The sequence below is a fragment of the Amycolatopsis balhimycina FH 1894 genome, from assembly GCF_000384295.1.
GTDB lineage: Bacteria > Actinomycetota > Actinomycetes > Mycobacteriales > Pseudonocardiaceae > Amycolatopsis > Amycolatopsis balhimycina.
On sequence record NZ_KB913037.1, the window covers coordinates 10,759,911 to 10,770,905 of the forward strand.

At 73.3% G+C, this 10,995-nt stretch carries 9 protein-coding genes and 2 pseudogenes; 3 read left to right on the top strand and 8 right to left on the bottom strand.

Annotation, left to right across the window (positions count from 1 at the left end):
• Positions 1 to 76: 76 nt before the first annotated feature.
• Both A3CE_RS0149320 and A3CE_RS0149325 read right to left on the bottom strand, forming a co-directional pair.
• Entirely contained in the window at positions 77 to 946 is an 870-nt protein-coding gene (locus A3CE_RS0149320) for a hypothetical protein (protein WP_020647536.1), read from the bottom strand.
• Entirely contained in the window at positions 943 to 1,944 is a 1,002-nt protein-coding gene (locus A3CE_RS0149325; protein WP_020647537.1) for an SPFH domain-containing protein, read from the bottom strand. Before A3CE_RS0149325 ends, A3CE_RS0149320 begins: the two co-directional genes overlap by 4 nt.
• Positions 1,945 to 2,027: 83 nt before the next feature.
• Here A3CE_RS0149325 and A3CE_RS0149330 point away from each other — a divergent pair, with 83 nt between their 5' ends.
• Positions 2,028 to 2,705: an NUDIX hydrolase gene (locus A3CE_RS0149330; protein WP_020647538.1), complete on the top strand. Its 678-nt coding sequence runs from the start codon at positions 2,028 to 2,030 to the stop codon at positions 2,703 to 2,705.
• Between the two features lie 18 nt (positions 2,706 to 2,723).
• Here the strand turns inward: A3CE_RS0149330 and A3CE_RS0149335 are convergent, their stop codons facing one another.
• Positions 2,724 to 3,869, bottom strand: a complete 1,146-nt coding sequence (locus A3CE_RS0149335) for an FAD-dependent monooxygenase (RefSeq protein ID WP_020647539.1) — start codon at positions 3,867 to 3,869, stop codon at positions 2,724 to 2,726.
• A 90-nt stretch (positions 3,870 to 3,959) separates the two neighbouring features.
• On the opposite strand from A3CE_RS0149335, the gene A3CE_RS0149340 reads away from it, so the two are divergent.
• Entirely contained in the window at positions 3,960 to 4,652 is a 693-nt protein-coding gene (locus A3CE_RS0149340) for a TetR family transcriptional regulator (protein WP_020647540.1), read from the top strand.
• 30 nt (positions 4,653 to 4,682) lie between these two features.
• Here A3CE_RS0149340 and A3CE_RS0149345 read toward each other — a convergent pair whose 3' ends face one another.
• The 3 genes and pseudogenes from A3CE_RS0149345 to A3CE_RS0149355 all read right to left on the bottom strand — a co-directional run.
• The gene (locus A3CE_RS0149345) at positions 4,683 to 7,529 is read right to left on the bottom strand and encodes a glycoside hydrolase family 2 TIM barrel-domain containing protein (protein WP_020647541.1); all 2,847 of its coding nucleotides are present in this window, start codon (positions 7,527 to 7,529) and stop codon (positions 4,683 to 4,685) included.
• A 99-nt stretch (positions 7,530 to 7,628) separates the two neighbouring features.
• On the bottom strand, positions 7,629 to 8,627 hold the full coding sequence (locus tag A3CE_RS0149350) for a LacI family DNA-binding transcriptional regulator (RefSeq protein WP_020647542.1): 999 nt from the start codon (positions 8,625 to 8,627) through the stop codon (positions 7,629 to 7,631).
• A 198-nt stretch (positions 8,628 to 8,825) separates the two neighbouring features.
• Positions 8,826 to 8,990, bottom strand: a pseudogene (locus A3CE_RS0149355) (amino acid permease); the annotation flags it as partial.
• On the opposite strand from A3CE_RS0149355, the pseudogene A3CE_RS55830 reads away from it, so the two are divergent.
• A pseudogene (locus A3CE_RS55830) lies at positions 8,991 to 9,155 on the top strand (glutaminase); the annotation flags it as partial.
• Positions 9,156 to 9,235: 80 nt separating this feature from the next.
• On the opposite strand, the gene A3CE_RS0149365 reads toward A3CE_RS55830, so the two are convergent.
• Both A3CE_RS0149365 and A3CE_RS0149370 read right to left on the bottom strand, forming a co-directional pair.
• On the bottom strand, positions 9,236 to 9,853 hold the full coding sequence (locus tag A3CE_RS0149365; protein ID WP_020647545.1) for a helix-turn-helix transcriptional regulator: 618 nt from the start codon (positions 9,851 to 9,853) through the stop codon (positions 9,236 to 9,238).
• Positions 9,850 to 10,968 carry a threonine synthase gene (locus A3CE_RS0149370; RefSeq protein WP_026469623.1) on the bottom strand — a complete coding sequence of 373 codons (1,119 nt, stop codon included), beginning with the start codon at positions 10,966 to 10,968 and terminating at the stop codon, positions 9,850 to 9,852. Before A3CE_RS0149370 ends, A3CE_RS0149365 begins: the two co-directional genes overlap by 4 nt.
• Between the last annotated feature and the right edge of the window lie 27 nt (positions 10,969 to 10,995).

Here is a 10,995-nt window from a genome sequence, read left to right on the forward strand (position 1 = left end):
GACGACACGCCCCCTCGACGTGTCGTCCCTCCAATCACGCGTGTCGTCCCGCTGATCACGCGTGTCGTCCCTTCCGTCACCGCACGAGGCGGACGGTCTTCGCCGCGGGAGCGAAGGTCGCCGTCTGGCCGCGGGTGAGGGTGACGGTGTCGGCTTCGAGGCCGTCACCGAAGGCGACCAGCCGGTCGGACTCGACCTCGACCGTCAGCGGCGCCTTCGTCAGCTCGCCCTCGGTGTGCGTGGTCCCGGTCGTCGGCGACGGCCACGCCTCCCGCACGAACCAGACCAGCCGGGCCTCGCCGGGGGCGGGCAGGCGCAGGCCGCTGTGGCGGTCCCGCCACACCGACCCGCACCAGCCGGTGGCGCCGGTGCCGGTGCCGACCAGGATCCCCGACGACGCCTGGCGTTCGGCCGACCCGCCGCCGGTGCCCAGCCGGTAACGGGCCGTCTGGTGCCCGGCGTGCCCGAGGTAGATCTCGTTGAGCGCCAGCAGCCGCTGGCCGTCGTCGGCGGTGAGCCCCGCCATCGTCCGGTGCTCGGCGTCCGATGTGGACCGCAGGAGATCCGCGACGGCCTCGACGGGGTGCTTGACGAGGACGCCGGGCTCGGCGGGCGCGATGCCGATCACCGGCTGGCCGTCGAGGTACTTGGCCACGTTGGCGACGAGGCCGTCCTGCCCGACCACGACGACGACGTCTTCCGGCGTGAACAGGAACCGGTCGAGGTCCGCGCGTTCGACCTCGCCGCGGCGCCAGTCCAGCGGGATGGCCGCGGACGCCGCGGCGAGCGCGGCGCGCACGGCCGCGTCCGCGCCGGTGACTTCGGCGAGGTCGCGCCCGCGCGTGCGCAGGAAGAACTCGGCTTGGCCACGGGTACCGTGCCGGGCGAGGAGCTCGTCGAGCTCGGTGCGCCGGTGTACGAGCACGACGCGCGGGGCGAGGCTCACGAGCGGACACCGAGCTTCGTCAGCAGCGGGGCGAGCAGATCAGGGGTCACCGTGAGGCTGTCGATCTGCGGGAGGTTGCCGGCCAGTTCCTTCAGTGCGAGACCCGTCAGCACGCCGTCGGGCAGGTCGCGGTACGCCGCCAGCCGGGCCGCCTCACCGGCCGCTTCCGCCTCGCCGAGTGCCCGCTTGCCCGCGGCCTGCACCTGGGTCAGCCGTTCCTCGCGCGACGCCTGGGCTTCGGTTTCGATCCGGTTCGCCGCCGCGGCTTCTTCGGCCTGGCGCCGGGCGTTCGCCCCGCGCTGGACGAGCAGCTGCTCCTCGCGGCGGGCCAGCTCGATCTGGCTCTGCAGCTCGTTTTCGCTGATCGCGCGTTCGCGCTCGACAGCGAGCGCGCGCCGCTCGAAGGTCGCCCGGTCGGCCTCCTGCTGGACCTTCTCCCGCGCGGTCGTCTGCAGTGCCTTCTCGACTTCGGGTTCGGCCCGGATGGAGACGACGCGCACGTCGATCACCGCCGAGCCGGTCTGCGCGAGGCGCGTGTCCTCCTCGGCGAGCCCGGCGCGGATCCGGTCGCGGACCGCGCGGACGCCGTCGACGAGCGCCGTGGCCAGGGGAGTGCGGGTCAGCACCTCGACCGCGTACTGCTGGACGTTCTCGGTCAGGAGCCCGCTGATCTGGGCCAGGGGGTCGCTTCTCCAGCGTCCGGTGTCCGGGTCGATGGAGAAGTCGATGCGCCGTGCGGCCAGCGCGGGGTCCTCGATCCGGAACGTCAGCGCGAGCTGGACGGTGACGTCCTGGAAGTCGGCCGTGCGGGCGTGGAACAGCAGCGGCAGCTCGCGGTCGTCGACGGGGACCTCCGAGACCACCGCCGTCAGCGGCCGGTACCAGAACGACAGCCCGACGCCGTCGTGCGCGAGCTTGCCGCGGCGGTAGTGGCGGATGTGCACGGTGGGCGCGCCGCGCAGGTGCCGGAACCCGAACCGGCGGTCGATGTCGGCCATGGAGCCTCCTCTTATCGTCGGTGTGACGATATGCGGTCGGCGCCCTAATCGTCAACATGACGATTAGCGGGTAGGGTGGTGGCATGGGTCACCCGCCGTTCGCCGTCACCGTGGACCTCGTCGTGCTCACCCTGACCGGGGACGAACTGTGCGCGCTGGTGGTGCGCCGCGGAGTTCCGCCGTACCGGGGGGAGTGGGCGCTGCCCGGCGGGTTCGTCCGGGAGGACGAGGACCTGGCGCATGCGGCCCGCCGGGAGCTGGCGGAGGAGACCGGGCTGGCGCCGGGCACCGTCCACATCGAACAGCTCGCCGGCTACGGCGCGCCGGACCGGGACCCGCGGATGCGGGTCGTCACGGTCGCGTACCTGGCGCTGGCACCGGACCTGCCGGTCCCGCGCGCGGGCACGGACGCGGCCGAGGCCCGCTGGGCACCGGTCCGTTCGCTCACGAGCGAACGGCTGGCGTTCGACCACGACCGCATCCTCGCCGACGGCCTCGAGCGAGCCCGCGCGAAACTGGAGTACACCCCGCTGGCCACGGCGTTCTGCGCACCGGAGTTCACGGTCGCGGAGCTGCGCCGGGTGTACGAGCTCGTCTGGAACACCCGGCTCGACCCCCGCAACTTCCACCGCAAGGTGACGGGCGCGGAGGGGCTGCTGGAGCCGACAGGCCACACGACAACCCGGGACGGCGGCCGTCCCGCCCAGCTGTACCGCCGGGGCAAGGCCGACCTGCTGTACCCGCCGATGCTGCGGGCTTGAGTCCCGTTTGCCCGCGGGTCAGGCGGCGCAGGCGGGAACCAGCCGGCGCACGGCACCGACCAGCGGCAGCAGCCGCGTGCCGAGGTTGCGCGCCGCCAAACCGCCGCGCGTGGCCGGGATCAGCAGAGCCGCGGCCGTGGACACGTTGCGCTGCTTCGGTTCCACCAGCTTCCGGTGCGTGCTCTCGTACCGCCGGAACGCCGACGTCGCGTCCAGCGGCGTGCGGCCCAGCGCTTCCGCCAGCGTGAACGCGCCCGCCATCGCGAGGGTCGAACCGTCGCCGAACAGCGACACGCACGATGCCGCGTCGCCGGCCAGGGCGATGCGGCCGGTGTGCCAGCTGTCCAGCCGTACCCGGCTCACCGCGTCGAGGTAGAGGTCGTCCGCCTCCCGCACGCGCTCCAGCAACTCCGGCACGCGCCAGCCCGCGCCCGCGTAGGCCTCGGCGAGCATCCGCTTGTGCTGCCCGGTGTCGCGGTGGTCGAACCCCGGCACCGCGTCGCCGCGGAACATGAACGCCGCGATCCCGTGGCCGCGCGACGGGTGCACCGCGACGGCGCGGCCCGGCGAGTTGTACATCACGATCGCCGTCGGGTCGGCCGGTGGTTCGGCGAGCGGCAGCGTCGCGATGTAGACGCCCATGTGCTCGGTGAACGCCTCCTCCGGCCCGAACGCCAGCCGCCGCACGGCAGAGTGCAGGCCGTCCGCGCCGATCACCAGGTCGAAGCGCCGCGGGGCGCCCCGCTCGAACGTGACGTCGACGCCGCCTTCGTCATGGTGCAGTTCGGCGATCGAGTCGTGGAAGACGAACTCGGCGTGGTCACGGGCCGCGTCGTGGAGGATCTCCGCGAGGTCGGTGCGGGGCAGTTCGATGTCGCTGTCGGCGCCGAGCACGCTCATCGGCACCTGGCCCGTCCGCCGTCCCGCGTCGTCGACGAACTTCAGCGATCGCGCGCCGGTGCTCGCCTCGCGCAGCTTCGCGGTGATGCCCATCCGGTCCGCGACGCGCGCCGCCGGCCCGCGGACGTCGACCGGGCTGCCGCTCGAGCGCAGCCCGGCGGCGCGTTCCACCACGGTGGGCCGGAAGCCCGCGCGGGCCAGCCAGTAGGCCAGCGTCGGCCCGGCGACTCCGGCACCGGAGATCAGTACGGTTCGTTCGGTCATGGTGTTACCCCCCCAGCTCGGTCCTGACCATCGGTCAGTTCCGACCGTACGCTCCTGTCCACCGGTCAGGCAAGCGGTTAGGCTCGGGGGATGACGGACGACACCCGGGCGCGGATCCTGCGGGCGGCGCTGGCGGAGTTCTCGGCGCGGGGTTTCCACGCCACGTCGGTGCGGGAGCTGGCCGAGCGCGTCGGCGTGACCAAGACCGCGGTGCTCTACCACTTCCCGGGCAAGGCGGACATCGTCACGGCGCTGGCCGAGCCGATGCTGGCCGATTTCGACGCGGCGCTGGCGAAGGCGGCGGACGCCCCCGACCCCCGCCGGGCGGCGATCGAAGGACTGCTCGACGTCTGGCTGGCCCACCGGTACCTGCTCCGGATGAACCTGCGGGACCTCAGTCTGACCGCGTCGGACGAGGTGTTCGAACGCTTCCGCGACGGCATGCTCAAGGCCAACGGCCTGGTCGCCGGGCCCGAACCGGCCTTCGCGGACCAGGTTCGCGCGGCGCAGGCGATCGCGATGCTCAGCGACCCGGTGGTCCTGTTCGCCGACACGCCGCCGGCCGAACTGCGCGCGGCGATCCTGGCCGGCGTCGACCGGCTGTTCACGGCCGAGCCCGCGGCCAAGGTCCGCGGCCGCCGCGGCAGGCCGCCGGCGATGAGCCCGGAAACGCTCGAGGCGGCCCGGCGCCTGCACGACGCCGGGCACACGCCGTCCGACATCGCGACCACGCTCGGCGTCTCCCGGGCGACGATCTACCGCCACCTGCCGGGCGCGGATTAATGAGACGACTTGTGAGACTTTTGAGACTGTTCAGCGGTCCCGATGTCCCGACACGGCCCGGAACCACAGCGTGAACTCCGTCTTCTGCGGCATCAGCCGGTACTGCGGCAGCACGCCCGGCCCGCACGACGCCGTCCCGAGCCCGTGCTGCGCCACGTCCACCGACAGGTGCACCAGGTCGCCCGGCACGAGGTCGTCGGTGTGCCGCGCCGCTTCCAGCGCCGCCGCGTCCCAGCGGCGGGCCGTGAAGTCGAACTGCGGCTCGCCGTCGATGCGCAGGCCCGTGCCGTCCGGGGCGGTCAGGCGGGCCCAGCGCACCGCCGTGCGGTTGCCGTTCTCCTGCGGGTACACGTACGGCGTCTGCAGGCCGTCGACGCTGCTCGAGAACCGCCCGATCCGGGCCGCCTGGCTGCTGTCCGGGTACGCCTCGCCGGGACCGCCGCCGAACCACTCGGCCGAGCCGAGCGTGCCCGGGACCGCCATCGCCAGCCCGAGGCGGGGGAGCGTGCCGGGGAACTCGCCGTCCGGGGTCACCTCCAGCCGCAGCCGCAGGCGGTCTTCGAACGCCGTCCACGTGTAGGCGGTGAACAGGCCGAACGGCTGCGCCGGCGGGGCGACGCGGGTGCGTACGACGAGTTCCTCGCCGTCGGCGTCGACCGAGATCACCCGGTGCTGCATCCGGTGCAGCCCCGCCTCCCGCCACTGCTCGGCCGCCGGCCGTCCCGCGAACGTCCCGCGGTCGTTGTCGGTCGTCGCGCGCCAGACGTCGAGCCGCGGTCCCCGCACGGCGTGCCCGCCGAGCGTCGTGAGTGTGCCCGTCACCGCGTCGAACTCGCCGGTGCCCAGCACCAGCCGGCCACCGGTCCGGAACACCGGCCCGCGCCGGGGGAGCGGTGCCGCGGCGGGCGCCGCCGATACCGGCAGCTGCCCCCAGCCGACGACGTGCCCGGCCGGTGCCCACGAAGCCGCCGAGGCCGACGACGCCGAGACGGTCAGCCACGACTCCCCGGCCGTCGCGGGCAGCGACGGCATCGGCACGGTGACACTCTGTCCCGAGTGGACGGCCGGGATGTCGAGAACGCCTTGCGCGACAGCGGTTCCTTCGTCTTCGAGCACCCAGGTGAACACGAGGTGCTCGGTGGTCAGGAAGTCGTAATGGTTGGACACGCGGATCCCGGCGGCGTCCGCGGCGATCCGGACCGGCTCGATGATCTTCGCGTACTCGATCAGCCCCGGTGACGGCGTCCGGTCCGGGAAGACGAGCCCGTCGATGACGAAGTTGCCGTCGTGGATCGGTTCGCCGAAGTCGCCGCCGTAGGCGAAGTGGCCGTCGGCGGCCAGGCCGTGGTCGATCCACTCCCAGATGAACCCGCCCTGGCAGTTCGGGTACCGCTCGAACAGCTCGCGGTACTCCAGCAGGCCGCCGGGCCCGTTGCCCATCGCGTGCCCGTACTCGCATTGCAGGAACGGCAGGTCGCGGCGGCGCTCGTTGTCGTCTTCCCGGCGCCCGATCCGCTCGACCTCTTCGTGGGTGGCGTACATCCGGCTGTGGACGTCGACGTAGGCGCAGTCGTGGTCGCCTTCGTAGTGCACCGGCCGGGTCGGGTCGCGGTGGCGCACCCACTCCGCCATCCGCGCGAGGTTCTCGCCGGTGTGGCTTTCGTTGCCCAGCGACCAGAGGATCACGCTGGGCCGGTTCTTGTCCCGTTCCACCGTGCGCCGCATCCGGTCGAGGTACGCCTCGGCCCACATCGGCTCGGCGCTGGGGTTGCCCACCCAGCCCAGCGGCTCGAAGCCGTGGGTCTCCAGGTCGCACTCGTCGATGACCCAGAGGCCGTATTCGTCGCACAGTTCGAGGAAGGCCGCGTCCGGCGGGTAGTGGCTCGTCCGCACGGCGTTGATGTTGTGCCGCTTCATGAGCAGGACGTCGGCGAGTGCGGTCTCCCGCGACACCGCGCGCCCGGTGCGCGGGTCGTGTTCGTGCCGGTTGACCCCGCGCAGCAGCAGGCGGCGGCCGTTGACCTTGAGCAGGCCGTCCTCGATCGAGACGGTCCGGAACCCGATCCGGACCGGCACGCTTTCGGCCGCCGTGGACAGCGTCCCGTCGTACAGCCGCGGCGACTCCGCGCTCCACGGCTCGACCGGCAGCTCCAGCGGTTCCCCGGCCGGATGCGCGGTGACGCCCAGCTCGGGGATGTCCAGCACGACGTCCGGGCCGGTCTCGACCCGGACTGTGCCCAAGCCGGTGGTGTGGTCGTAGTCCGCGCGGACCCCGTAGTCGGCGATCCCGCCCGCCGGCCGGGCGAGCAGCGTGACGGCGCGGAAGATCCCGGACAGCCACCACATGTCCTGGTCCTCGAGGTAGCTGGCCGCTGACCACTGGTGCACGCGCACCGCGAGGACGTTGCCGGTCGGCCGCAGCAGCGACCCCACCTCGAACTCCGACGTCAGCCTGCTGCCCTTCGTGACCCCGAGCTCGGTGCCGTTGAGCCAGATCCGGCCGCACGAGTCGATTCCGTCGAAGCGCAGCACCGTGGACCCGGCGGGCCAGCCGCCGGGCAGGTCGAACCGCAGCCGGTGGTCACCGGTCGGGTTGTCCGACGGCACGTGCGGCGGGTCGACCGGGAACGGGTAGGGCACGTTCGTGTAGGCGGGGCGGCCGTGGCCGTGCAGCTGCCACAGCGACGGCACCGGCAGCTCGTCCCACCCGGAGTCGTCGAAGCCGTCGCCTTCGATCCCGGCGGGGGCGGCCGCCAGGCTCGGCGAGAGCCGGAACCGCCAGGTTCCGTTCAGCGAGCACGACGGCGCGTCGGAGGTGAAGGCCGCGCGCGGGGGTACCGAGCCGTGCCCGGGGCCCGGGTCTTCGACGTACGACATGGAGTCCTTTCCGCCCTCGGAACGTCGGCCGTGAACGTTCCCGTGAACGTTCACGGACCGCATCGCAGTCTGCTTGGGGGCGGGGACGGGTGTCAAGGATCAGGCGGATTCGCGCAGGTGGAGGCCCGCGCGGATGATCAGCTCGCCGGGCTCGAGCGGGGCGGCACCGGTCACGAGCCGGGCCGCCTGCTCGACGGCCAGCGCGCCGAGCGCGCGCGTGTCGATGGCGACGCTCGAGAGCTCCGGCTCGACCAGGGTGCCGAGCGCGAGCCCGTCGAACCCGATCACGGCGAGATCGGCGGGCACACGCAGGCCGAACCGGCGCGCCTCGCGCAGCGCGCCGATGGCCATCACGTCGTTGAACGCGAACACGGCAGTGACGTCGGGGTGCGCGGCGAGCAGCGCGGCCAGCGCCGTGCCGCCGCCGCCGACGGTCTGGGCGGCGGCGGTGATCCAGCCGGGGTGCACGGCGATCCCGCACTCGGCGGCGGCCCGCCGGAACCAGGTCTGCCGGACGCTCGGCGCGGGGTGGCCGTCGAGCATCCCGATCCGCCGGTGCCCGCGCGAGACCAGGTGGGCGACGGCCTCGCGGACGCCGTCCTCGCCGTCGATCCCGATGCCGCTGAACCGCGGGATGCGCGGCTCCCGGCCGATCAGCACCACCGGGATGCCGGCGGTGAGGCGGTCGAGGTCCTCGTCGGACCGGCTGAAGTAGCCGACGACCGCGTCGACCTGGGCGCCGATCACCCGCAGCGTGGCGAGCTCCTGCTCGGGGTCGTCGGTGGTGTCGTGGACGACCACGTGCCAGCCGCGGGCCCGGGCCGCCTCCAGCGCCCCGGAGGCGACCTCGGTGAAGAACGGGTTGAGCAGGTCCGGCACCACCAGGCCGATCGTGGTGGTGTCCGGCCGGACCAAGCCGCGGGCGAAGCGGCTGGGGCGGTAGCCGAGCTCACGGGCGACGTCGAGGACGCGCTGCTTGGTCGAGCCGTCGATCTCGGCCTTGTCGTTCAGCGCCCGCGACACCGTCTGCCGGGACACCCCGGCCGAGCGGGCGACGTCGTGGATCGTCACCCGCCGCGTCTCCGTGCTCTCCGGCACCGCCCACCTCCCTCTCCGGAGGTCGAGTATGCCCGCCCGCGGCCGGCGCGCTACCCCGGCCGCCCCGCTCAGGCCGGAAGTCCGTGAATGGCACATTCACGGACTCTACGTCCCTCGATGTGCCATTCACGGACTTCGGCCGTCGCGCTACCCGGCCGGGTTGCGGTCGCGGCGCTTCACGACGAACCGCCAGCCGATCGCGAAGATGACCGCCTGCAGTGTCATCAGCGCGACGCCGATGCCCGCCGGGAAGAGTCCACTGTGGCCGGTCAGGTTGTGCGCGCCGGCGGGGGTGCCGCCGATGTCGGCGCCGGTCAGCACCAGGCCGGCGCCGGTGATCAGGAAGACGATGATGGCCAGCACGGCCTGCCCGGCAAGAGCGGGGTGGGTGGCGGCATCGTCGCGATCGTGCCGGGCCGGTGCGCGGTCTGCGTCTGGAGCCCGGGGCTGGACGCGCGCGGCAACTCCGTCGCCGGCGTCGCCGCGCTCGACCGGTTCACGACGCTGACGGGCTGGTCGGTCTTCTGAGAACCTTATTCTGGTTAGGACCGCAGCTCGCCCGCCTGCGGTGACTCTCGCGCCGGCCGACGGCTGAACAAGGTTCTGAGTCAGCGCAGGTAGTTGTAGACGCTGGCGCGGGAGATCCCGAGCAGGTCGGTCAGCGACGGCACCGCGTTCTTCAGCTCGAGGAAGCCACGCGCCTTCAGCAACCGCACCAGGTCCTTCTTCGCGGCCGCCGGCAGGCTGTGCGGGGTGTGGCCGTGCTCGGCCGCGTAGTCCTCGACCAGGGCGCGCAGCTCGTCGGCGGTGCGGGCGCGCAGGGATTCGGTGAGCGGGGCGGGATCGTCGGTGCGGGACAGGCGGGTCAGGGCGCGGGCGGCCGAACCGAGCAGGGAGACGTCGAGGTTGAGGCACAGCGCCGCGACGTACTCGCCGCGCCCGTTGCGGATGCCGATCGACGTGCTCTTCGCGGGGCGCCCGTCCGGGAAGCGGTTCGGGTAGTTCTGGAGCACGTCCGGGAACTCCGGGTCGGCGATCCGGGCCAGGCCCAGCTCGGTCGCGGGGTCGCCGACGGCGCGCCCGGACAGGCTGCCTTCGATCGCGCGCACGGCTTGAGCCGGGTCGCGCAGGTCGTGCAGGACGACCTCGCACAGGCCAGGGAACATCCGGCCGACGGCGTGGGCGATCTTCTCCGCCTCGCGCAGCAGCAGCTCGTCCTCGGTCATCCGATCAGCTCCCGCAGCTTGTCCGCCGCCTTCAGGCCCGACCCGGTGAGCACGACGACGGTGGTTTCGCCGGGCCGGATCGCGCCGCGGGCGCGGAAGACGTCGATGGCCGCGGCGGCGGTCGCGCTCGTCGGCTCGGCGTAGAGACCGAGGGACGCGAGACGGCGGGCGGCCGCGGCGATGGCGTCCTCCTCGATCGCGGCGGTGTCGCCGCCCGAGCGCCGGATCGCCGCGACGACTTCGGGGAGCCGCACCGGCTGCCGGATCGCGGTCCCCTCGGCGACGGTCGGGGCGAACGGCGGTGGCGGCCGGTCGTGGAAGGCCGCGTCGACGGGCGAGCAGTTCCGCGGCTGGGCGACCAGCAGCCGCGGTCGCTTCGCGATCGACCCGGCGGCCAGCAGCTCGCCGAACCCGAGGTCGCAGCCCAGCACGATGCTGCCCGCGCCGGCGACGGTGACGACGGCGTCCGGCGCGCGGAAGCCGAGGTCTTCCCACAGCTCGTAGGCGAGGGTCTTGGTGCCCTGCAGGAAGAACGGGTGCCAGTTGTGGCTCGCGTAGGTCGTGCGGGCCGAGCGGCGGACAGCTTCGGCGGCGGTGTCGTCGCGCGTGCCGGGCACCAGTTCGACGGCCGCGCCGTACGCTCGGGTTTGCAGCACCTTCGCGGGTGACGTCCCCTGGGGGGCGAGGACGGTCGCCGAGATCCCGGCCGCGGCGCTGTAGGCCGCCACCGACGAGCCGCCGTTGCCGGAGCTGTCTTCCAGGAGCTCCCGCACCCCGGCGCCGGCCAGCGCGGAGATCATGACGCTGGAACCGCGGTCCTTGAAGCTGCCGGTCGGGCTGAACCACTCGAGCTTGAACCGGACGTCGCCGCTGTGACCGCCGTCCCAGGCCCGCGGGACCAGGGGAGTGCAGCCTTCGCCCAGCGACACCGGATCGAGGTCGCCGGGCAGGGCGGCCCGGTACCGCCAGAGCGAGCGGACGCGTGCGTCGACGTCGCCGGGCGTGAGGCCGGCCAGCGGAGGCACCGTCAGCGGCGCGCCGTCGTCACCGCGCCAGCGCCGCGGGTCGCCGGGGTACCGCACCCCCGAGCGCTCGTCGGTGTACCAGTACTCCACGACCACCTCCGCTGCTGCTGGACATAC

Coding starts and splice junctions, on each gene's coding strand:
- A3CE_RS0149335 (WP_020647539.1), bottom strand. CDS start 3,869: ATGACCGAACGAACCGTACTGATCTCCGGTGCCGGAGTCGCCGGGCCG.
- A3CE_RS0149345 (WP_020647541.1), bottom strand. CDS start 7,529: ATGTCGTACGTCGAAGACCCGGGCCCCGGGCACGGCTCGGTACCCCCG.
- A3CE_RS0149365 (WP_020647545.1), bottom strand. CDS start 9,853: ATGACCGAGGACGAGCTGCTGCTGCGCGAGGCGGAGAAGATCGCCCAC.
- A3CE_RS0149330 (WP_020647538.1), top strand. CDS start 2,028: ATGGGTCACCCGCCGTTCGCCGTCACCGTGGACCTCGTCGTGCTCACC.
- A3CE_RS0149340 (WP_020647540.1), top strand. CDS start 3,960: ATGACGGACGACACCCGGGCGCGGATCCTGCGGGCGGCGCTGGCGGAG.
- A3CE_RS0149325 (WP_020647537.1), bottom strand. CDS start 1,944: ATGGCCGACATCGACCGCCGGTTCGGGTTCCGGCACCTGCGCGGCGCG.